The sequence below is a fragment of the Pseudomonas sp. S44 genome, from assembly GCF_016624805.1.
Lineage (GTDB): Bacteria > Pseudomonadota > Gammaproteobacteria > Pseudomonadales > Pseudomonadaceae > Aquipseudomonas > Aquipseudomonas machongensis.
On record NZ_JACVTY010000054.1, the window covers coordinates 1 to 22,804 of the forward strand.

Sequence of the window (22,804 nt, forward strand, 5' to 3'; positions counted from 1 at the left end):
GGGTGGTGGGGGCGGCGGCGGTGTTCAGGCTGGCCAGCAGCAGGAGTGCACCTTGGCGGCTGATCAGCGGATCGTCCACCGCGCTCGCTGCGAGCCAGTCCACCAGTTGCTGCTGGCGGCCGTCGAGCAGCAGCGTCGCTGGGCGTTCGAGCAGGCGGTGGCTGGCCTCGGCGTGGCCGCCCATCTGTTCGCGCAGCCAGTGTTCGCCTGGAATATCCAGCACCAGGCAGTGGCTGCCCGCGTCGCTGGCGCAGGTGTGGTGAAAACCGGCGGGGACCACGATGAGCCCCTGGCGATCGATGCGCGTGCCTCGGCCCTGTACCTCGAAATCGAGGTGCCCACGCAGGCCGAACACCAGTTGCGGGTGTTCGTGGCTGTGGGCAAGCAACTCGTCGCGGTAATGGCGCAGGGACAGGATCGGACCGACCATGGGAGCATCCTTGGGGCAGGGGAGCAGTGTATCGCAGTGCCGCGCAGGGGGAGCGGTTTTAGCCGCGAAAGGTAAACAATGCGCGATCCGCGCCCGACCACTCGTCACACGACTGCCACCGATCTGTCATGCGCACCTGCCAGTCTCCTGCAAACAGCGCCGGAGGCCGCCCCATGACACATGCCGAACTTGTCCGTCCGTCACGCAAGCAGCGGGTGCGCACCCTGTGGATCTCCGATGTGCACCTGGGCACCCGGGATTGCCAGGCCGAGCACTTGTCGCAGTTTCTCAAGGGCTACCAGGCCGACCGCGTCTACCTGGTCGGCGACATCATCGACGGCTGGAAGCTGCGTAGCGGTATCTATTGGCCGCAAGCCCATACCAATGTGATTCGTCGCCTGTTGACCATGAGCAAGCGCGGTACCGAGGTGATCTATGTCACCGGCAACCACGACGAGTTCCTGCGCCGTTACTCGAAGCTGATCCTGGGCAATATCCAACTGGTCGACGAGGCCGAGCACCTTACCGCCGATGGTCGGCGCCTGCTGGTGGTGCACGGTGACCAGTTCGATGTGATCACCCGCTATCACCGCTGGTTGGCATTTCTGGGCGACCGCGCCTATGAATTCACCCTGGTGCTCAATCGTTGGCTCAACCATTGGCGTGCCCGCTATGGGTATGGCTACTGGTCGTTGTCGGCGTACCTCAAGCACAAGGTCAAGGGTGCGGTGAATTTCATCAGCGACTTCGAGGATGCGATTGCCCATGAGTGCACACGCCGGGGGTTCCAGGGCGTGGTGTGTGGGCATATTCACCACGCCGAGATCCGCAAGGTGGGCGAGGTCGAGTACCTCAACTGCGGTGACTGGGTCGAATCGTGCACGGCATTGATCGAGCACTGGGACGGCCACATCGAGCTGTACCGTCTGGCCGATGCCCAGGCGCGGGAGACCGAGCGCGTCGCGGCATTGCGCGAGCCAGCGTAATGCGGCGCGGCCGCAGGCCTTTCAAAGACTGATCTTGCCTCGCAGGATATCGCGGAACATCGCGAAATCACCAATCAGGCTATACAGCGGATACGTGAAGGTGGCCGGTCGGTTCTTCTCGAAAAAGAAGTGCCCGACCCAGGCGAAGCCGTACCCGGCGAACGGTATGGCCAGCAATAGCAGCCAGTTGCCGCTGCCAATGGTGTAGGCCAGCAGGGCGATGACCAGGCTGGTGCCGACGAAGTGCAGGCGTCGGCAGGTAGGGTTGGCGTGTTCGCCGAGGTAGTAGGGGTAGAATTCGGCAAAACTGCGAAACTGCGCTGTGCTGTTCATGGGCTGTGTTCCCGCAGGTGCGTTTTTGTTCAGGATACACGGCGTGGAGCCTGTTTCGAGTCTAGAGTCACTGGGAGTGGCTACCAGTGACAATTGGCGCCAATTGAATATCCTTTCGATTCACCGCTGGAGCGGTCAGCACAAGAAGCCTGTCATGAGTGAAAGAACCACGTCAGCCAGCTGGGCATCAGGGATCGTCAAGGCGCTCGAGCTGGAAGGGCTCGACTGTCGTGCCATGTTCAAGCAACTCGGGTTGGACTTCGCCGCCCTCGATGATCCGGATGCGCGCTTCCCTCAGGACGCCATGACCCGCCTCTGGCAGTTGGCGGTGGAGCTGTCGGGAAACGAGGCCATCGGCCTGAACATGGCGCGAGTGGTGCGGCCGGCGTCCTTCCACGTGGTCGGCTATGCGCTGATGTCCAGCCGTACGTTGGCCGAAGGTTTCGAGCGACTGGTGCGTTATCAGCGGATCATCGCCGAAAGCTCCGACCTGAGTTTTCGTCTCGGGCCTGAGGGCTATTCGCTGATTCTTACCGTTCACGGTGATCACCTGCCGCCGACCCGGCACAGCTCGGAAGCCTCGTTGGCCTGCGCGCTGTCGCTGTGCAGCTGGCTCAGTGGTCGTCCGGTACAGCCGCGCCGGGTGCTGATCCAGGGGCCGCAACCCAGGAATGTCGAGCCTTATCGGGTCGCGTTCCGCGCGCCACTGGTGTTTGGGGCTCCCCACGATGCGCTGGTGCTCGAGCGAGCCGACATGGAAGCGCCGTTGCCCACCGCCAACGAAGCGATGGCAATTCTCCATGACCGTTTTGCGGGCGAATACCTGGCGCGCTTCTCGGAAAGTCGAGTCACCCATCGGGTGCGCCAGACCCTGTGCCGTATCCTGCCCCAGGGCGAACCCAAGCGCGAAACCGTGGCCCAGGCCTTGCACCTGTCTCAGCGCACGCTGCAGCGGCGCTTGCAGGAGGAAGGCACCAGTTTCCAGACCCTGCTGGACGACACCCGGCGCGAGCTCGCCGAGCAATACCTGGCGCAGCCAGGCATGACCTTGCTGGAAACCGCTTATCTGCTGGGTTTTGCCGATCCGAGCAATTTCTACCGGGCCTTCCGCCGCTGGTTCGACGTCACTCCCAGCGAGTACCGCGCGCGCCTGGAGGCGTCAGTGGTCAGTGACGCCAGAACGCAGGCATGCACAACACCAGCACCGTGATGATCTCCAGGCGGCCGAGCAGCATGCCGCCAGCGAGAATCCACTTGGCGGCATCCGGCAGGCTGGCGAAGTTGCCGGCCGGGCCGATCACCTCGCCCAGGCCTGGCCCCACGCCGGAAACGGTACTGGCCGCGCCGGTCAGGGCGGTCATCCAGTCCACGCCCAGCAGCGACAGCAACAGGGCGATGACGCAGATGGTCACGGCGAAGAAGAACGAGAAGGTCAGAATCGAGCGCACGATTTCTTCGTCGAGGCGGTGACCATTGTATTTCTGCTTGATCACTGCGCGCGGGTGGATCAGCTGGTTGAGGCTGGCCTTGAGCAGGATGTACGCGACCTGGAAGCGAAAAATCTTGATGCCACCGGCGGTCGAGCCGGAGCAGCCGCCGATGAAGCCCAGGTAGAAGAACAGCATCAGCGAGAAGTTGCCCCACAGGCTGTAGTCGCCCAGGGCGAAGCCGGTGGTGGTGACCACCGAGGTAACGTTCAGTGCCACGTGGCGGAAGGCGTCGAGCCAGTGCAGGTCGGTGGTGGCCCAATACCAGGTGCCGAGCACGACCCAGGTGGCGACCAGCAACCCGAGCAGCCCCTGTACCTGCTGGTCGCGGATCAGCGCCCGGCGATTGCCGCGCAGGGTGGCTACGTAAAGGGTGAAGGGCACGCTGCCAAGGATCATCACCACCACCGCGACCCAGTGCACCGCAGGAATGTCCCACTTGGCCAGCGACAGGTCGGAGGTGGAGAAACCGCCGGTGGAAATCGCCGACATGGCGTGGTTGATCGCGTCGAAGGGGCTCATCCCCGCCCACCAGAACGCCAGGCTGCCGAGTACGGTGATGCCGACGTACACCGCGACGATGAACTTGGCGACCATATGCGAGCGCGGCATGACCTTTTCCGAACGGTCCGAGGACTCGGTCTGGAACAGGCGCATGCCACCGATGCGCAGCAACGGCAGGATCGCCACCGCCATGCCGATGAAGCCGATACCGCCGAGCCAGTGCAGCATCGAGCGCCACATGAGGATGCCCGGCGACATGTTGTCCAGGCCGCTGAGCACCGTCGAGCCGGTGGCGGTGATGCCGGACATGCTTTCGAAGAAGGCGTCGGTGTAGCTGATGTGCTGGGTCAGCAGGAAGGGCAGGGCGGCGAACACGCAGACCACCAGCCAGCTGCTGACGGTGAGCAGGTACATGTCACGGGGGCGCAGGTGCACGTGTTCCGGGCGGCCCGGCAGGACCATCGCCAGACCTGCGATGAAGGTGATCAGGCTCGACCAGAGGAACGACGGCAGGTCGCCGGTGCGCTCGAAGATCAGCAGGGTCGCCATGGGCACGACCATGCTCACCGCCAGGGTGATCAGGAAGATGCCGATGATGAAACCAATGATCCTTAAGGTCGGCAACGCCATGTGATCTGCTCTGACTCGAAACGGAAAGGGCGCCATTCTACCTGTGGGTCGCGGGATGTAAACGTGTGCCCGGCGGCGGGGGTGCGGACTTTTGATCGCGATCGCGGACAAGTCGGCTCCACATGTGCGCGAGGTCCTTTAGAATGGCGGCACATTTCTTCTGCCAGGAGGGTAGCCGATGGAGGCTCTCGACGCATTGCTCAACCGTGTTTCCGTGCCACGCCTGACCGAACCTGCGCCCAATGCCGCCCAACGCGAAGGGTTGTTCCAGGCAGCGCTGCGTGCGCCGGACCACGGCCAGCTGCGCCCGTGGCGTTTTCTGACCATCGAAGGGCAGGGGCGCGAGAAGCTCGGCGAGCTGTTCGCCGAAGCCGTGCAGGCCAAAGGCGATGCCAGCCAGGCGGCATTGGACAAGGCCCGGGCCATGCCGCTGCGCGCGCCCTTGCTGATCGTGGTCATTGCCCGTCTACAGGATCACTTCAAGGTGCCGAAGTCGGAGCAGCGCCTGGCGGCAGGCTGCGCTGCCCACGGCATTCTGATTGCGGCACATGCCCAGGGGATCGGCGCGGTGTGGCGCACCGGCGACATGGCGTTCGATGCCCATGTGAACAAAGGGCTGGGCCTGGCCGAGAACGAAGAACTGATCGGTTACCTGTACCTGGGCACGCCGATCAATGAACCGCGTACCCCGCCAGTGCTGGAGACGGCCGAGTTCGTCAGCGCCTGGGGCGAGTGATCGGAGGGGGTGTTGGGCTGCTGCGCAGCCCAGTCGCGTGGCACATCGGCTCTTGCACGCTCAAGCCGTTGCCTGGGCCACCGGCAGCTCCAGCCTCGCGACAAAGCCCCCCTGCGGATGATTTTCCAGCACCAGCGTCCCGCCATGTCGCTCGGCCGCGCGCCGGGCGATCGCCAGGCCAAGCCCGTGGCCCGGCGCGTCCTGCCCCGGCGCGCGGAAGAACGGCTCACCCAACTGCGCAAGGTGTTCTGGCGCCACCCCGGGGCCGTGGTCGCGCACGCTCAGCAGCAGGTGTTCCTGCTCGCGGCTGGCGCGAATCTCGATGGGCTGTCCTGCCGGGCTGAAGCGCAGCGCATTGCGCACCAGGTTGTCCACCGCCCGCTCCAGCAAGGTCGGCCAGCCCTGCAGGGTCAGCCCTGGCTCGGCCTCCAGGCGTACTTCCTGTTCCGGCACGCTGAGCTGGGCATCCTTGCGCACGCTGCCGAGCAGTGCGTTGAGGTCGACGGGCTCGGCATGTGCCTGCTCGGCATCGACCCTGGCGAGCACCAGGATTTCGCTGATCAGGTCTTCCAGCCGGTCGCACTCGCGGGTCAGGCGCGGCCAGAGGGCCTGGCGCTGTTCGGGCTCGGCGCGTTCAGCCAGGGCCAGGGCGATGCGCAGGCGCGCCAGCGGCGAGCGCAGTTCGTGGGATACGTCACGCAGCAATTGGCGCTGGCTGCCGATCAGGCTTTGCAGGCGGGCGCCCATCTTGTTGAAGTCGTTGGCCAGGACGCCGAACTCGTCGCGGCGTACCGCCAGTCGCGCCAGGCTGTTCTGCTGGTAGCTGGTCTGGCCCAGGTCATGCACCGCACCGCGCAGGCGGCTGAGAGGGCGGGTGATCGAGAGGGTCACCAGCAAGCTGAACAAGGTCAGCACCACCAGGGCGATTCCCAGGGCGCTGAGCGGCCAGATCAGGCTTTCACGGTGCCAGGCCATCAGCTCCGGGTGGGGAATGCGGTAGATCAGCAGGTAGGTTTCGCCCGTGGCAGGGCTGGTGTACTCCTCGGTGAGGCGGCGCCAGGGCAGGCGCCGCTCGTCGTTGTGCTGGCGTCGCTCGAAGTCTTCGGCGCGACGCGGGAAGGTTCCGGGTACCACGGCATCGCCGCTGTCGTCGAGCACCTGGACGTCGATCTTGTAGCGCTGCTTGCGTCGTTCCAGAAAGCGCTGCGATGCCTCCAGGCCTTCCTGTTCATAGTGCTGTACCCAGCGGCTGGCCAGGGTGTTCAGGCCCGGGTGGCGGCTGAGAATCCAGGCGTCCTGGTTGAGCATGTGGCCAAGCAGGATCGACAGGCCCGCAACCAGGGCGATGGCCAGCCAGAAACTGGCCAGGATGCGCCAGAACAATGAACGCAAGACGAGTACCTCCCACACACGAGAAAGGCCCGGCCCGCATTACCGCGAGCCGGGCACCGGTCGGACAGCTTACTGGGCCTTGGCGGCTTTTTCAGCTTTCCATGCCTGGAACTGCTGCCATTCAGCCTTGTCTGCCGCGCGTTTGCTCTGCAGTTCGTCGAACTGCTTCTGTTGCTCTGGCTTGAGCAGGGCGCGGATCTGGCTCTGGGTCTTGTCGTGGCCGGCCTTGATCTCGTCCTGCATGGCTTTCTGGTCCGCTGCCGGCAGCTTGGCCAGGTAGCGTTCGGTGACGTCGCGGCGCTGCTTCATCTGCTCGCCCATCAACTTGCCGATCTGCTGGCGCTGGTCACGGGTCAGGTCGAGCTGCGCGAAAGGCGCATCACCGCGGTGATGCGGGCCGTCACCGCGTGGGCCGCCGTCTGGCATGGCCATGGCTACGGTCGGCAGGGCTGCGGCGAACATCAGGGCGATAAGGGTCTTGCGCATGGTGTTTCTCCTTTCTGAGGCCGGTGGTTACCGGATGAGCCCAGTCTAGGGAGATCAAGGTCAAGGGCGGTCAGGGCAGGGTAAAGGCTGGGTAAAGACGGTCATGGCGCTACACTGTGAGCCGACTTGCCGTGGAGCCCTTGCCGTGACCCTCAGCCTTTCCCTCAAGCAGGCCCGACGCCTGGCCCTGTCCGCGCAGGGCTTCGGTAAGCCCCAGCCCGCGACGCCGGCTGCGCTCAAGCGCATGCTGCAGCGTCTGGGCGTGGTGCAGATCGATTCGGTCAATGCGCTGGTGCGCTCGCACTACCTGCCGCTGTTCTCACGCCTGGGCGACTACCCGACCGAATTGCTCGACCAGTTGGCCTGGGGCCGTGGGCGTCGGCGCCAGTTGTTCGAGTATTGGGGGCATGAGGCGTCCTTGCTGCCGCTGTCGCTCTATCCGCTGATGCGTTGGCGCATGGCGCGGGCGCAACAGGGCGAGGGTATCTACCGGCAGTTGGCGCAGTTCGGCCGCGAGCGTCAGGATGTCATTGCCCGCGTGCTGGCTGCGGTGCGCGACCAGGGCGCCTTGGGCGCCGGGAGCCTGTCGACCCGGCAAGAGCGCGCCGGCCCATGGTGGGACTGGAGCGAGGAGAAGCATGCCCTGGAGTGGCTGTTCGCGGCCGGGCGGGTCACCGTCGCCGGGCGCCGCGGGTTCGAGCGCCTGTACGACCTGCCGGAGCGCGTGCTGCCAGCGGCGATCCTCGATCAGCCCGAGCTATCCGACAGCGAAGCCCAGCAGGGACTGTTGCTGCAAGCCGCCACGGCCTTGGGCGTGGCGACCGAGCAGGACCTGCGCGACTATTTCAGGCTCACGCCTGCGCAGGCGCGGGCCGCCCTGGCGCAGCTGCTCGCCGAGGGTCGTCTGCAACACTGCACGGTGCAGGGCTGGAAGCAGCCGGCGTACTGTGCTGGCACGCCGCGCATTCCCCGGCGTGTGGAGGCCAGTGCCTTGCTTTCGCCGTTCGATTCGTTGGTCTGGGAGCGCGCCCGTACCGAGCGGCTGTTCGACTTTCGCTACCGTTTGGAGATCTACACCCCGGCGCACAAGCGGGTTTATGGCTACTACGTGTTGCCGTTCCTGCACGACGGCCGTATCGCCGCGCGCCTGGACCTGCGTGCGGAGCGAGCACGCAGTGAGCTGGCGGTGCATGCCGTGCATGAGGAGGTTCAGGGGCTGGATGAAGAGGGCTTCCAGGCCCTGGCCCGCAGCCTGGAACGGCTGGCGGGGTGGCTGGGCCTGGAGCGGGTGCGCCTGGATTGCGCGCGCGAGTCGGCAGGGCCGTTGCGTCAGGCCCTCAGCGACGCACCTGCTTGAGGGTTTCGGCGATCAGGAAGGCCAGTTCCAGTGATTGATCGGCGTTCATCCGGGGGTCGCAATGGGTGTGGTAGCGGTCCGACAGGCCATCTTCGGTGATCGGTCGGGCGCCGCCGATGCATTCGGTGACATTCTGCCCGGTCATCTCGATGTGGATACCCCCGGCGTGGCTACCTTCGGCCTGGTGCACCTGGAAGAACTGCCGCACTTCGTCGAGGATCTGCGCGAAATCGCGGGTCTTGTAGCCACTGCTGGCCTTGATGGTGTTGCCGTGCATCGGGTCGGAGCTCCACAGCACCTGGCGCCCCTCGCGCTCGACGGCGCGGATCAGCCCGGGCAGGTGATCGCCGACCTTGTTCGCCCCCATGCGCACGATCAGGTTAAGGCGGCCGGGGTCGTTGTCCGGGTTGAGCACGTCGATCAGGCGGATCAGATCCTCGGTGTTCATGCTTGGGCCGACCTTGACCCCGATCGGGTTGTGCACGCCCCGCAGGAACTCCACGTGGGCACCGTCGAGCTGGCGGGTGCGGTCGCCGATCCACAGCATGTGCGCCGAGCAGTCGTAGTAGTCCCCCGTCAGGCTGTCGCGGCGTACGAAGGCTTCCTCGTAGTTGAGCAGCAGCGCCTCGTGGGCGGTGAAGAAGCTGGTCTCGCGCAGTTGTGGCGCGCTGTCCAGGCCGCAGGCGCGCATGAAGGCCAGGGTCTCGTCGATGCGATCAGCAAGCTGATGGTATTTGTCGGCCAGCGCCGAGTTGGCGATGAAATCCAGGTTCCACTTGTGCACCTGGTGCAGGTCGGCGAAGCCGCCCTGGGCGAAGGCGCGCAGCAGGTTGAGGCTGGCGGTGGCCTGGTGGTAGGCCTGCAGCAGGCGCTCTGGGTCGGGGACGCGGCTGGCGGCGTCGAAGCCGATACCATTGACGATGTCGCCGCGGTAGGCGGGCAGGGTGACCTGGCCGATGGTTTCGTCGTTGGCCGAGCGCGGTTTGGCGAACTGCCCGGCCATGCGCCCGACCTTCACCACCGGGCAGCCCGCGGCGAAGGTCATGACGATGGCCATCTGCAGCAGCACCTTGAAGGTGTCGCGGATCTTCGCGGCGGAGAACTCGGCGAAACTCTCGGCGCAGTCGCCACCTTGCAGCAGGAAGGCGCGGCCCTGGGTGACCTCGGCGAACTGGCGGCGCAACTCGCGGGCTTCGCCGGCGAACACCAGCGGCGGGTAGCTGGCCAGGGTCTGCTCGACCTTGAGCAGGTGAGCGGCGTCGGGGTAGGTCGGTTGTTGCTGGATCGGCAGGGCGCGCCAGCTGTCGGGGGTCCAGGGTCGGTTCATCACGGGCTCGATGTGGTCGGTTCAGGCGTACCTGCCATGGTAACAGTTGGCAGCGCGCTTGTTGCACCGCAGGCATTGGCGGACAATGCCGGTTTTTGTGTGTGCAGGTGGCAGGCGATGGCGACGGAGCGGGAAGAACGGCTGCTGGCCCGGGTGGAAGATGCCTACGGGGTCATCAGTGTGTACGAGGTCGAGGATTATCGCTTCCTCGAATTCGGTGACGCCATCGAGCAGAGCTGTACCTTCACCGCCGACCCCAGTTGGCTGGAGTACGACTACACGCGCGCGATGCTGGTCGGTGCACTCTGCCATCCGCAGCCGGAGAGCGCACTGTTCCTGGGGCTGGGGGCCGGTACCCTGACCCAGGCCTGCCTGAAGTTCCTGCCGCTGGAGGATGTCGAGGCCATCGAGCTGCGCCCGGACGTGCCGCGTCTGGCCATGGAATACATGGGGCTCGATGATGATCCGCGCTTGTACGTGCGCGTTGGCGATGCCCTGGAGCTGCTGCCCACGGCTGAGAAGGCCGACCTGATCTTCGTCGATCTCTATACCGATCATGGCCCGGGCGTAGGCCATCTGGCCTGGGGCTTTCTGGAACAGTGCCAGCAGCAGCTCAATCCGGGAGGCTGGCTGGTGATCAACCAGTGGGCCGGCGACGATGGTCGGCCTTTGGGTGCGGCATTGTTGCGTGGGTTGTATCACCGGCATTACTGGGAGCTGCCGGTGAAGGAGGGCAACGTGATCCTGCTGGTGCCGGCGGATCTGGAGCAGGCACTGGATCTGGAGGGTTTGCGGGCGCGGGCCGAGGCGTTGGCAGCGCGGCTGGGCTATTCGCTGGACTACCTGATTCGCGAAGTTCGGCCGGCGAGCTGAGCGTAAAGCTGCGGCGTACCCTTCGCGGGTAAACCCGCTCCCACAGGGGCAGCGCTGCCCTTTAGCGTGGCGCCGACCCTGTGGGAGCGGGTTTACCCGCGAAGCAGGCGCCGCCGATCGTGAAAAAACGTTTCAGTGTTCGACTGAATGGTGGCCCTATAATGGCCACCACCTGTGAAAAAGTTCTCACAGATCAACGCGAATTCGTATATAGTACGCGCCGGTCTTTTAGCGGACCTCAAAATCAGGTGGTGCAAACCCTCCGAGTCCAGCTTCGGCTGCACGTCCGCTAGGCGGACCTTTCCCACGTAATTCTTTTTCAATCGTTTTCGCAAATCCCCGCCGCCAAAGCTGCCTGGGTGACCTCCGGGTCTTTCAAGGCATGTGCAGCTTTGGAGCATGGGTCTTTGCGGATGCACATAGAGGCAGACCCATGACCCAGGAAACCGGCGGATTCGCCGCTCTCGATCTTCATCCGAACATCGTTGCCGCCGTTCTGGCCACCGGCTATGAAGAGCCGTCGGCCATCCAGCAACAGTCGATCCCGATCATCCTCGCCGGTCATGACATGATCGGCCAGGCGCAGACTGGCACCGGCAAGACCGCTGCCTTCGCCCTGCCGATCCTCAACAAGATCGACGTGAGCAAGCGCGAACCGCAAGCCCTGATCCTGGCGCCAACCCGTGAGTTGGCGCTGCAAGTAGCCACCGCTTTCGAAACCTACGCCAAGCAGATGCCGGGCGTTAACGTGGTGGCTGTGTACGGTGGTGCCCCGATGGGCCCACAACTGCGTGCCATCCGTAACGGTGCGCAGATCGTCGTCGCCACGCCTGGCCGTCTGTGCGACCACCTGCGTCGTGACGAGAAGGTGCTGTCCACCGTTCAGTACCTGGTACTCGACGAAGCCGACGAAATGCTCAAGCTGGGCTTCATGGACGACCTCGAAGTGATCTTCGACGCCATCCCTGCCACCCGCCAGACCGTGCTGTTCTCCGCGACCCTGCCGTCGTCGATCCGTTCGATCGCCGAGCGTCACCTGCGCGAGCCCAAGCACGTCAAGATCCAGAGCAAGACCCAGACCGTCACCGCGATCGAGCAGGCCCACCTGATGGTCCACGCCGACCAGAAGATCCCGGCTGTGCTGCGTCTGCTGGAAGTCGAGGAATTCGACGCGCTGATCGCCTTCGTGCGTACCAAGCAAGCCACCCTGGACCTGGCTGCCGCGCTGGAAGCCAAGGGCTACAAAGCTGCCGCGCTGAACGGCGATATCGCCCAGAACCAGCGTGAGCGCGTCATCGACTCGCTCAAGGACGGTCGCCTGGACATCGTCGTCGCTACCGACGTCGCTGCCCGGGGCCTGGACGTACCGCGCATCACCCATGTGTTCAACGTGGACATGCCATACGATCCGGAATCCTACGTGCACCGTATCGGCCGTACCGGCCGTGCCGGTCGCGATGGTCGCGCACTGCTGCTGGTGACGCCGCGTGAGCGTCGCATGCTGCAGGTGATCGAGCGTGTTACCGGGCAGAAGGTTGCCGAGGCTCGTCTGCCTGGCCCACAGGCCGTGCTGGATGCGCGTATCAAGAAGCTGACCGCAAGCCTCGCACCGCTGGTGGCTGAAGCTGAGGCCACCCATGGTGAGCTGTTCGACCGCCTGACTGCCGACCTGGGCTGCTCGGCTCGCGCGCTGTCTGCCGCGTTGCTGCGCAAGGCCACCAATGGCCAGCCGCTGGACCTGGCTGCCGTCGAGCGCGAGCAACCGCTGGTGCCGACCTACACGCCGCGTGAGCGCACCGGCGAGCGCAGTGATCGTGGTGAGCGCAGCGAACGTGGTGACCGCGAGCGTCGCGCGCCGATGCCGCTGGCCGAAGGCCGCGTGCGTTGCCGTACCGCCCTGGGTGCCCGTGATGGTATCGCCGCCAAGAACCTGTTGGGTGCGATCCTCAATGAAGGCGGCCTGGCCCGTGACGCTATCGGTCGCATCCAGGTGCGCGACAGCTTCAGCCTGGTCGAGCTGCCGGAAGAGGGCCTGGAGCGTCTGCTGTCCAAGCTCAAGGACACCCGCGTGGCCGGTAAGCAACTGAAGCTGCGCCGCTATCGCGAGGACTGAGTCCTGCAGCAATGAAAAATCCCCGGCTTGCCGGGGATTTTTTTGCCTGCCGATTGAGGTGTTTGGAATCAGTCGAACCTGTAGATATCCATTCCCAGTGCTCCCATCGTGAAGCCCTGGTGCACGATCCCGAACCTGTCGCCTGCGCCCATGGCAAAGAACAAGGGCAGCAGGTGCTCATCGCTCGGGTGGTTGCGCACCGCGTAAGGTGCCTGCTGCCGATAGTCTTCCAGCGCGGCCCTATCCTCTGCCTTCAATTGCTCGACCACCCAGTCGCGGAACGCGCGTGCCCAGGGCTCGATGGTGTCTGGCCCGGCATGCCAGTCCAGTTCGCCCAGGTTGTGGGTAATGCTGCCGGAGCCGACCAGCAGTATGCCCTGGGCGCGCAAGCCGGCCAGGGCCTTGCCGACCTGCAACTGCAGGGCCGGGCCCTGGCGGCTGGGCAGCGAAACCTGGATTACCGGGATGCCAGCATCCGGGTACATGAGCGACAGCGGCACCCAGGTGCCGTGGTCGAAGGGGCGTTGTACATCGAGCTGAGCGGGCAGTCCGGCGTCACCGAGCAAGCCTGCCACCTGGCGCGCCAGCTCGGGGGCGCCAGGGGCCGGATACTGCACGGCGTACAGCGCAGCAGGGAAGCCGCCAAAGTCGTGCCAGGTCTGGGGCTGGGCGCCACTCATCACCGACAGTCCCTGGCTCTCCCAGTGCGCGGAAACCACCACGATCGCCTTCGGCCGCGGCAGGCCTGCCGCCAGGCGGGCCAGTGCCGGTCCACTGGCGCCGGGTTGCAGGGCGAGCATGGGCGAACCATGGGAAATGAACAGGCTAGGCAGCATGGCGGGGTCCTGAGCGGTTAAGATGCCGCCATCTTCGATCAGTTACCGATCGACATCCAATATAAGTTTTGCAAGTTATCTATCGAAAAAATCGGAGGAGTCATGGAGCCAGCGTTCTGGCACAAGCGGTGGGCGGACAACCAGATCGGCTTTCACCAGTCGCAGGTGAACCCGTACCTGCAGGCACACTGGCCCATGCTGGCCCCCGGCAGCCAGGTGCTGGTGCCCTTGTGCGGCAAGAGCCTGGACGTCGCCTGGTTGGCGGGGCAGGGGTATCGCGTGCTAGGGGTGGAAGTGTCGCAACGTGCGGTGGCGGATTTCTTCCGGGAGCACAGCCTTGAGGCCGAGGTGTCCCGCCATGGCGCCTTCGAGATTTGGCGCAGCGGCCTGGTGGAGCTGTGGTGTGGTGACTTCTTCGCCTTGCAGGCGGAAGATCTGGCGCAGTGCGCGGGGCTCTATGACCGCGCTGCGGTGATTGCATTACCGCAGGCGCTGCGTACCCGTTACTTTGGGTTGCTTTCTGCCTGCCTGCCGGCTGCTTGCCAGGGGCTGATGGTCACCTTGGACTACGATCAGTCGCGTCTGGATGGGCCGCCTTTCTCGGTGCCGGATGACGAAGTCCGGCGCGGACTTGCTGGATGGCAAGTGGCCGAGCTGGAGGCCCCGGACATTATCGAGGACAGCCCCAAATTCCAGAAGGCGGGAGTCGGCAGTCTGGTGGAGCGGGTCTATCGGTTGCAGCGTTGATTGGCCTTCTGGCCAGAATACGAGCAAAGAAAAGGGCGACCTGAGTCGCCCTTTTCAATTATCGCGTTGAATCAACCGCGACGACGCAGTGCATCGATACGGTCTTCCAGTGGCGGGTGGCTCATCAGCAGGCCGGCGAGGCCCTGCTTGAGGCCGCCGTTGATGCCGAAGGCCTTCATCGTATCGGGCATGTGCACCGGCATACCTTGTTCCGAGCGCAGGCGCTGCAGGGCAGCGATCATCGCGCCAGTGCCCGCCAGGCGAGCCCCGGCTTCGTCGGCGCGGTACTCGCGGCGACGCGAGAACCACATGACGATGATGCTGGCCAAAATGCCCAGGATCAGCTCGGCGACGATGGTCGCGACGTAATAGGCGATGCCCTGGCCTTCTTCGTTCTTGAAGATCACCTTGTCGACGAAGTTGCCGATGATACGTGCGAAGAACATCACGAAGGTGTTCACCACGCCCTGGACCAGTGCCAGGGTGACCATGTCGCCGTTGGCGACGTGGCCGATCTCATGGGCCAGTACCGCACGTACTTCGTCCCGCGAGAAGCGCTCGAGCAGGCCCTGCGAAACGGCGACCAGTGCGTCGTTGCGGTTCCAGCCTGTGGCGAAGGCGTTCGCCTCGTAGGCGGGGAACACGCCCACTTCCGGCATCTTGATGCCCGCCTCGCGGGACAGCTCCTCGACCGTCTGCAGCAGCCACTGTTCGTGGTGGGTGCGCGGCTGGGTGATGATCTGGGTACCGGTGGTCATCTTCGCCATCCACTTGGAGATGAACAGCGAAACCAGCGAGCCAGCAAACCCGAACACGGCGCAGAAGACCAGCAGGCGGCTCAGGTCCAGGTCGACGCCGTTGGCGGCCATGAACCCGTTGAAACCGAACAGGCTGAGGGTAATGCTTGCAACCAGCACCACCGCAAGGTTGGTGGCTACAAACAACAGAATGCGCATCATGGTTGTTACGTTCTCCTGACGGATGAAAATGTCGCTCTACTGCGGGGTATATAAGGTGGCGGCCAAGGCGATTCAACTGGCCGACTATTTCAAACTGTGTACCGCGAAGTATGACAGAGCCGCGGCGAGTCGCCGGGAGATAGACCGTTGCAGGATGTAAGAATTCATCCGTGCGGCGGAGGACGTCGTGCCAACACGGCCGGTTGGCACGACAAGGCCTTGATCGCTTACTGCGAGTAGGTGCGCAGGAAGTTGCCGATGCGGCCGATGGCTTGCTCCAGGTCATCCACTCGCGGCAGGGTGACGACGCGGAAGTGGTCCGGCCACGGCCAGTTAAATGCGGTGCCCTGGACGATCAGCAGTTTCTCCGACAGCAGCAGGTCGAGGACGAACTTCTCGTCGTTGTGGATCGGGCAGACCTTCGGATCGATTTTCGGGAAGGCGTACAAGGCGCCCATTGGCTTGACACAGCTGACGCCGGGGATGGCGTTGAGCAACTCGTAGGTGCGGTTGCGCTGTTCGAGCAGGCGGCCCGGCGGCAATACCAGGTCGTTGATGCTCTGGTAGCCACCCAGGGCGGTCTGGATGGCGTGCTGCGCCGGCACGTTGGCACACAGGCGCATGTTGGCCAGCATGTCGATGCCTTCGATATAGCTCTGCGCGTGGTGCTTGGGCCCGGAGATGATCAGCCAGCCGGAGCGGAAGCCTGCGACACGATAGGACTTCGACAGGCCGTTGAAGGTCAGGCACAGCACGTCCGGGGCGAGCGAGGCGGTGCTGATGTGCACGGCTTCGTCGTAGAGGATCTTGTCGTAGATCTCGTCGGAGAACACCACCAGGTTGTGCTGGCGGGCCAGTTCCAGCATGCCGAGCAGCAGCTCCCTGGAGTACACCGCGCCGGTCGGGTTGTTCGGGTTGATGATCACCAGGGCCTTGGTGTTCGGGGTGATCTTGGCCTTGATATCGTCAAGGTCGGGGAACCAGTCGGCCTGCTCGTCGCACAGGTAGTGCACGGGTTTGCCGCCGGCCAGGCTCACCGCTGCGGTCCACAGTGGGTAGTCGGGGGCCGGGATCAGCACCTCGTCATTGTTGTTGAGCAGCGCCTGCATCGACATCACGATCAGCTCGGACACACCGTTGCCCAGGTAGATGTCCTCGATACCGACGCCTTCGATCTGCTTCTGCTGGCAGTATTGCATCACCGCCTTGCGCGCGCTGAACAGGCCTTTGGAGTCGCTGTAGCCCTGGGCGGTCGGCAGGTTGCGGATCACGTCCTGGAGGATTTCGTCCGGCGCTTCGAAACCAAAGGGCGCCGGGTTGCCGATGTTCAGCTTGAGGATGCGCTGGCCTTCCTCTTCCAGACGCTTGGCGTGCTTGAGCACCGGACCGCGAATGTCGTAGCAGACATTGGCGAGCTTGTTCGATTTGCTGAACTGCATGATGTGATCCCGAATGGATAAGTCGCGGGGCGCGGTCGTCAAAAGGTTTGAAAAGGACGGGGCGCGGGTGCCAGACTGATCGTCTGCACACAAGCCAACTAATATACGTGCCACCCGCGCCAGGGAAAAGACGGCGCAGGGTGAAATTCAGCCTGCCGAGGTCCATCCATGCAAAAGATCGACAAAACACTTGAAGAATGGCGCGAAATGCTCGACCCCGCTCAATACCAGGTATGCCGCCTGAAGGGGACCGAACGACCGTTCACAGGCAAATACAACAGCGAAAAGCGCGCCGGCATCTATAACTGCATCTGCTGTGGCCTGCCGTTGTTCGATTCGCAGACCAAGTTCGACTCCGGTTGCGGCTGGCCGAGCTTCTACGCGCCGATCGAGGACAGTGCGATGATCGAGATCCGCGACACCTCCCACGGCATGATCCGCACCGAAGTCACCTGCGCCCAGTGCGATGCGCACCTGGGCCACGTGTTCCCGGACGGCCCGCCACCCACTGGGCTGCGCTACTGCATCAACTCGGTATGCCTGGATTTCAAACCGCAAGCGTGAAGGGAGATCGACATGGCCGATGCGTTGCTGGACATTCCCTGCGTCACCCTCAAGGGGGAGCAGAAAAAACTCGGCGACTTCGCCGGCAAGGCGCTGCTGGTGGTCAACACCGCCAGCCAGTGCGGTTTCACACCGCAGTACAAGGGGCTTGAGAAGCTGTGGCAGGACCATGCCGCGCAGGGCCTCGTCGTACTGGGCTTTCCGTGTAACCAGTTCGGCAAGCAGGAGCCGGGCGATGCGTTGGAAATCTCGCAGTTCTGTGAACTCAACTTTGGCGTGAGCTTCCCGCTGTTTCGCAAGATCGAGGTGAACGGCCCGGGCGCCCACCCGCTGTTCGCCGAGCTGAAGAAGCGTGCGCCCGGCCTGCTGGGGACGCAGAAGATCAAGTGGAACTTCACCAAGTTCCTGGTCGACCCGTCCAGTGGCAAGGTCACGCGCTACGCACCGACCACCAAGCCGCAGGCGCTGGAAGCCGATATCGAGCGCCTGCTCAGCCGCTGACCGGCACCCAATGGTCGATCAGGGCGAGTAATTCTTCGCGCCGGAACGGCTTGGCCAGGTAGTCGTTCATGCCCGCGGCGCGACAGCGTTCGCGCTCTTCGGGCATGGCGTTGGCGGTCAGGGCGACGATCGGCAGGTCGGGCCAGCGCCCGCTCTGGCGGATGCGCCGGCTGGCCTCGTAGCCATCCATCACCGGCATGTTGCAGTCCATCAGCACCATGTCGAAGCCCTCGCGCTCGAGGATCTCCAGCGCTTCGGCACCATGGGCGGCAACCTGCACCTGGCAGCCGAGCTTGGCGAGCATGCCCTTGGCTACCAACTGGTTCACGGGGTTGTCTTCCACCAGAAGGATCTGCGCGCGTCGCTCCAGCAGGCGGCCGACCTCGGAGGGTGCGGGTGTAGCGTTTTCGCCTTGCAGGGTACGGCGCAGCATCTGGTACAGGGCATTGCGCGCCAGCGGGCGTGCCTGCTGGTGCAAAGGCGCCAATTGCGCGGTTTGCTCTGCGGGCAGGAAGTTGCCGTAGGCCGTGACCAGCAGGATCGGTGCGTTGATACCGGGGCGCAGTTCGAACAGGTGCTCGGTGTCGTCGGTGATGAGCAGGTCGATGGCCATGCCGTCGAGCCCACTGGCATCGTCGCGTCGCTGATAATCCAGCCCCCAGCTTGGCAGCAGGCCATGCAACAGCTCAGCCAGACCGCTGGAGGCGTTGCTCAGTGCCACCACCTGACCCTTCAGCGGCGCAGGCGGGACTGCTTCGGTGTGCGTGGGCAGCGGAAGATCGGCGCTGAAGCGGCTGCCGAAGCCGGTTTGCGAGTTGATATGCAGATGCCCCTGCATGGCCTTGCACAGGTTACGGGTCAGGGCCAAGCCCAGGCCGGTGCCGCCATACTGGCGGGTGATGCCTGCGCCAGCCTGGGTGAAGGGCTGGAAGATGCGCACCTGGGCTTCCTCCGGGATTCCGATACCGGTGTCGCACACTTCCAGGCGTACGCCGCCGACGATGCTCGAAAGACGAAGGTCGACACGCCCGAAGCGGGTGAACTTGAGCGCATTGGACAGCAGGTTGCTGACGATCTGGCGCACCCGGGTGGGGTCGCCGAGCAAGGTGCTGGGAAAGTCCGGAGCGATCAGGCAGGTCAGTTCCACACTGGGCGCGGCGTTCTGCGACAGGAGGTTGGCGGTGTCCTCGACCATCGCCCCCATGTCGAAAGGGATGCGTTCGAGCTCCAGTTGCCCGGCATCGAACTTGGACAGGTCGAGGATATCGTTGAGCAGCTCGACCAGCACCTTGCCTGAGTCGTGGGCGATCGACAGCTGCTGGCGTTGCTCGGCGTTCAGCCCGCTGTCCAGGGCCAGGGCGATCATGCCGAGCATGCCGTTGAGCGGTGTGCGGATCTCGTGGCTCATGTTGGCCAGGAAGGCGGCGCGCGCCTGGGCCATGTCCAGGGCGCGGCGGCGGGCTTCCTCCAGTTCCTCGTTGGACTGGCTCAGCCGGCTGTTGCTGGCCTTGAGTTCTTCGGTGCGGGCCGAAACGATGTCTTCCAGTTCGTTGAGGTACTGGGTGAGGCGGTTTTCGGCGTTGCGCCGCTGCTGGATCTCGGTGGCCATGCTGACGAATTGCTGGTTGGCGACCTTCACCAGTACCCCGATCTCGTCGTGCTCATGACCGTTGGGGTAGTCCAGACGAGTCTGGCCGGGCTGGCGTGGGTCGCTGCCGCTCAGGGCGCCGATGACGGTGACCAGGGGTTTGGTCAGCATGATGTAGAACAACCCCAGGAGAATGCCGGTCAGCACCAGGCTGCGGGCGAAGCCGTTGAGCAGGGTGATGCCGGCTCGGTCGAGAAAGCGGCTGCCGAAGGCATAGGTGTCGACATCCAGGTACAGGGTGCCGAGGTAATCGTCGGGCATGTGGGCGAGGAACAGGCGATCCTTGAACTGGCGCTGCTCGCCGAACAGGAAGTCGCTGAGCGGCCGGTAGCTGTCTTCCTGGCGCGGGCGATGGACGTCGGCCAGCACCGTATCGTCGTTGTCGATCAGGCGTGCGCGGATGATCGCTGGCGATTGCAGCAGCCCGCCGGTGAGCTCCTGGGCCAGCTCCGCGTCGATGTTGTAAGCGATGCGCGAGGCCGGGTCATGGCTTATTTGCAGCAATGCCTGCACTTCGCGGTTGATGGACGCGTCTTCGCTGGCATAATCGATGCCGATCTGGATGAGACTGAGCAATGTTCCCAGGATGAAGCCGACCAGGACTGTCAACCGGGCTTGCTTGTATGACAGGCGATTGGTGAACTTGATATCCATGGTTCCCGAGCCGGTTCAACGCCCCTTGCGCTGCGCAAGCATAGCCGATCAGCCCCGGCTGCTGGCGGGTCTGTCTGTTGTTTCGAGCGATCCAATCAATGGGCCGGTGCGCGGCCATCGCGAGACGAGCTCGCTCCCACAACCCGTGTTGGCTCTGTAGGGGCAGTGTCGCCCCGCACTGGCTGCGCCTCGGCTCCTGAACCGGTCTTGATTAAGGAAACCTTCATGGACACCCGCCTCATTGCATTCCTGGAACACGCTGAATCCATACTGACGCGCCTCGAACCACTGCTGCCGGCGCCCCGCCCGCAGATCGACTGGTCGTCGACCCTCGCTGCGCGCTGGCAGCGTGATGGCCGCAGCGGCTACCTCATGCCGTTGGAAGTCAGCCTCGACATCCGGCTCTCGGACCTGATCGGGGTCGATCAGCAGCGTGAGCAACTGGGCCGCAACACCCATCAGTTCATCAATGGCATGCCCGCCAACCACGCCCTGCTGTGGGGCTCGCGGGGCACCGGCAAGTCGTCGCTGGTACGTGCGCTGCTGGCCGAACATGCCGGGCAGGGCCTGCGCCTGATCGAGATCGAGCGCGATCACCTGGCCGACTTGCCGCGGGTGGTCGAGCAACTGCAAAAGCTCGAGCAACGCTTCATCCTGTTCTGCGACGACCTTTCGTTCGAAGCGGGAGAGGGCGATTACCGGGTGCTCAAGAGTGTGCTCGATGGTTCGCTCGAACAGGCGCCGGACAACGTCCTGCTCTATGCCACCTCGAACCGCCGTCACTTGGTGCCCGAGAAGCAGAGCGACAATGAAAACTGGAAGATGATCGACGGCGAGCTGCACCCCAACGAGGCGGTGGAAGACAAGATCGCCTTGTCTGACCGTTTTGGCTTGTGGTTGTCGTTCTATCCGTTCACCCAGGAGCATTTCCTCAACGTGGTCGAGCACTGGATCGGCCAACTGGCGCGCCCGGCCGGGTTGGCCTGGCAGCGCACAGAAGAACTCGACATCCTCGCTGCGCGCTGGGCCACCGGCCGCGGCAACCGTAATGGCCGTTGTGCCTACCAGTTCGCCCGCTACTGGGTTGGACTGCAATTGCTGGAGCAGAACCAATGATCGACCTCAACGCCAGTGGCAAAGGCCTCGATGGCTACGACCTGCTGGCTGCGCAAGTGCAGGCGCTGTTCGCCGACGAGCGTGATTTCATCGCCAACGCCGCGCAGTTCTCGGCATTTCTCTACCACCAGGTGGAAGACCTGAATTGGGCGGGTTTCTACCTCAACCGCAACGAAGAACTGGTGCTAGGGCCGTTCCAGGGGCAGGTGGCGTGCGTGCGCATCGCATTCGGCAAGGGTGTGTGTGGCGCGGCAGCAGCCACCCTGCAGACCCAGCGAGTGGAGGATGTGCATGCCTTCCCTGGGCACATCGCCTGTGACAGCGCATCCAACAGCGAGCTGGTGATTCCGTTGGTAAAGGAGGGCAGGCTGATTGGCGTGCTCGACCTGGACAGCCCGAGCCTTGCGCGTTTCAGTGAGGCCGATCAGCGAGGGCTGGAACGCCTGGCGTCGATCTTCCTGGCGTTGAGCGACTGCTGAAAAACAAGAAGGGCCGCTTTTGCGGCCCTTCTTGTTTTCAATGGTTGTGGATCAGTCGTAGATCACCCGCTTTTTCCACGTCTCGTCTTCATCGGTTTTCAGACCCTGGGTCAGCGCATTCTGGTCATTTTCGGCCGGCTCCATCTGGTCCAGTACTTGCGCGTTGGCGCGAGCGAGCAGTTTTTCCAGGTAGGTCAGCTGCTCTTCATATTGTTTCGGTTCCGGTTGTTTGCGCAGGTACTGCACGCCGCGTTCGAACGCCAGGCGCGCATGGCCAGGTTGATTCTGCTGCAACGCCTGCTGGCCCAGGTTATTGAAGAATTCGATGTGCAGTAATACCAGGATGTGACGAATTTCCCTGACCCAGTACTTGCCTTCGTTGGACTGCAGGAAGTTTTCCTGGGTAGCGCGCACGATCTGGTTGTGCAGCGACTCGAGCAGGAAGCGCACGTCCTTGGCCTTGACCTCGGTCTGAATCGGGCTCGGCGGGTTGTTGACCGGCAACTTGTCGCCCTTGGCAATCAACCCTTCGAGTTCGACGATGCGCGCCTTGAAATCGCCGTTGTGCTTGTCCAGCGCCAGCAGGCGCTGATTGAGGTTCAGCTCCAGGCGGGTCAGCAGCAGCTTGAGCGCCGGAGTCATCAGTTGGCCGGGGAAGGTTTCGGTGATCTCGCCGCAGCGGCGCAGGCGTTCGGTCAGCTCGACTTTAAGGCGCGCGCGCTCGAGCTTGGCGTTTTCCACGACATTGTTGAGGTAGCCGATCACGATCAGCAACGCGATACCCGCCACGATGAGCAGGGTGATCAGAAGTGGTGTCACCGTTAACGCCTCATGAAGAAGTTTTGCATCATTGAGTGTAGTGAGTTCGCCAGGGGGCGAACAGTGCAGCCTGGCGGACAGGCTCTACCCATGGGTGTCGGCTCAAGGGCAAAAATCTACAGTGCTGGCACTTTGATGCGAGCTTGCCGGGCTGGCGTCAGAAAAGCAACGCCAATCCCCGGGCGCATCATGCGCAGCCACTGTACAAGGGCGGAAGTCGTTGATTTAAATAAATTTCCACAAAGGGGTTGACGGCTTGTCGAGGCATCCATAGAATGCGCGCCACTTGCAGCGTAAAGCACACAGCCAAACGCAGCAGGCAGTGAAGTTGTAGTGTGTCCCCTTCGTCTAGTGGCCTAGGACACCGCCCTTTCACGGCGGTAACAGG

The 22,804-nt window shown here is 63.8% G+C and carries 20 protein-coding genes and 2 pseudogenes; 11 read left to right on the forward strand and 11 right to left on the reverse strand.

Features of this window, described 5'->3' with window-relative positions:
• Nucleotides 1-430 (reverse strand): annotated as a pseudogene (locus IAE40_RS24965) (AraC family transcriptional regulator); the annotation flags it as partial.
• Between the two features lie 173 nt (nt 431-603).
• Here IAE40_RS24965 and IAE40_RS24970 point away from each other — a divergent pair.
• Complete coding sequence (locus IAE40_RS24970) at nt 604-1,416, forward strand: UDP-2,3-diacylglucosamine diphosphatase (RefSeq protein ID WP_125930451.1); 813 nt, start codon at nt 604-606, stop codon at nt 1,414-1,416.
• Between the two features lie 21 nt (nt 1,417-1,437).
• On the opposite strand, the gene IAE40_RS24975 is transcribed toward IAE40_RS24970, so the two are convergent.
• Nucleotides 1,438-1,749, reverse strand: a complete 312-nt coding sequence (locus tag IAE40_RS24975) for a DUF962 domain-containing protein (protein ID WP_054893259.1) — start codon at nt 1,747-1,749, stop codon at nt 1,438-1,440.
• Nucleotides 1,750-1,903: 154 nt separating this feature from the next.
• On the opposite strand from IAE40_RS24975, the gene IAE40_RS24980 reads away from it, so the two are divergent.
• Nucleotides 1,904-2,959: an AraC family transcriptional regulator gene (locus tag IAE40_RS24980; RefSeq protein ID WP_054893258.1), complete on the forward strand. Its 1,056-nt coding sequence runs from the start codon at nt 1,904-1,906 to the stop codon at nt 2,957-2,959.
• Here IAE40_RS24980 and IAE40_RS24985 read toward each other — a convergent pair.
• Nucleotides 2,916-4,370: a TrkH family potassium uptake protein gene (locus tag IAE40_RS24985; protein ID WP_063543794.1), complete on the reverse strand. Its 1,455-nt coding sequence runs from the start codon at nt 4,368-4,370 to the stop codon at nt 2,916-2,918. The genes IAE40_RS24980 and IAE40_RS24985 overlap by 44 nt on opposite strands.
• A 178-nt stretch (nt 4,371-4,548) precedes the next feature.
• Between IAE40_RS24985 and IAE40_RS24990 the strand changes: the two genes are divergently transcribed.
• A complete protein-coding gene (locus IAE40_RS24990) occupies nt 4,549-5,106 on the forward strand; it encodes an NAD(P)H nitroreductase (RefSeq protein WP_054893256.1) in 558 nt (185 codons plus the stop codon).
• Nucleotides 5,107-5,166: 60 nt separating this feature from the next.
• Here the strand turns inward: IAE40_RS24990 and IAE40_RS24995 are convergent, their stop codons facing one another.
• Together IAE40_RS24995 and IAE40_RS25000 are read right to left on the reverse strand one after the other, a co-directional pair.
• A complete protein-coding gene (locus IAE40_RS24995) occupies nt 5,167-6,498 on the reverse strand; it encodes a sensor histidine kinase (protein ID WP_063543796.1) in 1,332 nt (443 codons plus the stop codon).
• A 69-nt stretch (nt 6,499-6,567) separates the two neighbouring features.
• On the reverse strand, nt 6,568-6,984 hold the full coding sequence (locus tag IAE40_RS25000; protein ID WP_054893255.1) for a Spy/CpxP family protein refolding chaperone: 417 nt from the start codon (nt 6,982-6,984) through the stop codon (nt 6,568-6,570).
• 145 nt (nt 6,985-7,129) lie between these two features.
• Here IAE40_RS25000 and IAE40_RS25005 point away from each other — a divergent pair, with 145 nt between their 5' ends.
• Nucleotides 7,130-8,341 carry a winged helix-turn-helix domain-containing protein gene (locus tag IAE40_RS25005; protein ID WP_325167293.1) on the forward strand — a complete coding sequence of 404 codons (1,212 nt, stop codon included), beginning with the start codon at nt 7,130-7,132 and terminating at the stop codon, nt 8,339-8,341.
• Here the strand turns inward: IAE40_RS25005 and IAE40_RS25010 are convergent.
• Entirely contained in the window at nt 8,322-9,668 is a 1,347-nt protein-coding gene (locus tag IAE40_RS25010; RefSeq protein WP_054893253.1) for a class II 3-deoxy-7-phosphoheptulonate synthase, read from the reverse strand. The genes IAE40_RS25005 and IAE40_RS25010 overlap by 20 nt on opposite strands.
• A 117-nt stretch (nt 9,669-9,785) precedes the next feature.
• On the opposite strand from IAE40_RS25010, the gene IAE40_RS25015 reads away from it, so the two are divergent.
• The gene (locus IAE40_RS25015; RefSeq protein WP_153773490.1) at nt 9,786-10,541 is read left to right on the forward strand and encodes a spermidine synthase; all 756 of its coding nucleotides are present in this window, start codon (nt 9,786-9,788) and stop codon (nt 10,539-10,541) included.
• A 399-nt stretch (nt 10,542-10,940) separates the two neighbouring features.
• A pseudogene (locus IAE40_RS25020) lies at nt 10,941-12,654 on the forward strand (DEAD/DEAH box helicase).
• A gap of 68 nt (nt 12,655-12,722) precedes the next feature.
• Here the strand turns inward: IAE40_RS25020 and IAE40_RS25025 are convergent.
• Nucleotides 12,723-13,490 (reverse strand): DODA-type extradiol aromatic ring-opening family dioxygenase, encoded by a 768-nt coding sequence (locus IAE40_RS25025; protein WP_200604036.1) that lies wholly within the window; start codon nt 13,488-13,490, stop codon nt 12,723-12,725.
• Nucleotides 13,491-13,592: 102 nt separating this feature from the next.
• On the opposite strand from IAE40_RS25025, the gene IAE40_RS25030 reads away from it, so the two are divergent.
• Nucleotides 13,593-14,237 (forward strand): thiopurine S-methyltransferase, encoded by a 645-nt coding sequence (locus IAE40_RS25030; RefSeq protein ID WP_200604037.1) that lies wholly within the window; start codon nt 13,593-13,595, stop codon nt 14,235-14,237.
• Between the two features lie 71 nt (nt 14,238-14,308).
• Here IAE40_RS25030 and htpX read toward each other — a convergent pair whose 3' ends face one another.
• Both htpX and IAE40_RS25040 read right to left on the reverse strand, forming a co-directional pair.
• Nucleotides 14,309-15,196, reverse strand: a complete 888-nt coding sequence (htpX, locus tag IAE40_RS25035; RefSeq protein WP_063543804.1) for a protease HtpX — start codon at nt 15,194-15,196, stop codon at nt 14,309-14,311.
• Between the two features lie 227 nt (nt 15,197-15,423).
• Nucleotides 15,424-16,635: a pyridoxal phosphate-dependent aminotransferase gene (locus IAE40_RS25040; RefSeq protein WP_054893044.1), complete on the reverse strand. Its 1,212-nt coding sequence runs from the start codon at nt 16,633-16,635 to the stop codon at nt 15,424-15,426.
• Between the two features lie 168 nt (nt 16,636-16,803).
• Here IAE40_RS25040 and msrB point away from each other — a divergent pair, with 168 nt between their 5' ends.
• Together msrB and IAE40_RS25050 are read left to right on the forward strand one after the other, a co-directional pair.
• On the forward strand, nt 16,804-17,199 hold the full coding sequence (gene msrB / locus IAE40_RS25045) for a peptide-methionine (R)-S-oxide reductase MsrB (protein ID WP_197889860.1): 396 nt from the start codon (nt 16,804-16,806) through the stop codon (nt 17,197-17,199).
• A 12-nt stretch (nt 17,200-17,211) separates the two neighbouring features.
• Entirely contained in the window at nt 17,212-17,700 is a 489-nt protein-coding gene (locus IAE40_RS25050; RefSeq protein WP_063543806.1) for a glutathione peroxidase, read from the forward strand.
• Here the strand turns inward: IAE40_RS25050 and IAE40_RS25055 are convergent.
• Nucleotides 17,690-20,002, reverse strand: coding sequence for a hybrid sensor histidine kinase/response regulator (locus IAE40_RS25055; protein WP_200604038.1), 2,313 nt, complete (start codon nt 20,000-20,002; stop codon nt 17,690-17,692). The two genes, IAE40_RS25050 and IAE40_RS25055, sit on opposite strands and share 11 nt — an antisense overlap.
• A gap of 225 nt (nt 20,003-20,227) precedes the next feature.
• Here IAE40_RS25055 and IAE40_RS25060 point away from each other — a divergent pair, with 225 nt between their 5' ends.
• Together IAE40_RS25060 and IAE40_RS25065 are read left to right on the forward strand one after the other, a co-directional pair.
• A complete protein-coding gene (locus IAE40_RS25060) occupies nt 20,228-21,118 on the forward strand; it encodes an ATP-binding protein (protein ID WP_112897744.1) in 891 nt (296 codons plus the stop codon).
• Nucleotides 21,115-21,597, forward strand: a complete 483-nt coding sequence (locus tag IAE40_RS25065; RefSeq protein ID WP_054893049.1) for a GAF domain-containing protein — start codon at nt 21,115-21,117, stop codon at nt 21,595-21,597. Before IAE40_RS25060 ends, IAE40_RS25065 begins: the two co-directional genes overlap by 4 nt.
• 51 nt (nt 21,598-21,648) lie before the next feature.
• On the opposite strand, the gene IAE40_RS25070 is transcribed toward IAE40_RS25065, so the two are convergent.
• Complete coding sequence (locus tag IAE40_RS25070) at nt 21,649-22,416, reverse strand: hypothetical protein (protein WP_054893050.1); 768 nt, start codon at nt 22,414-22,416, stop codon at nt 21,649-21,651.
• Between the last annotated feature and the right edge of the window lie 388 nt (nt 22,417-22,804).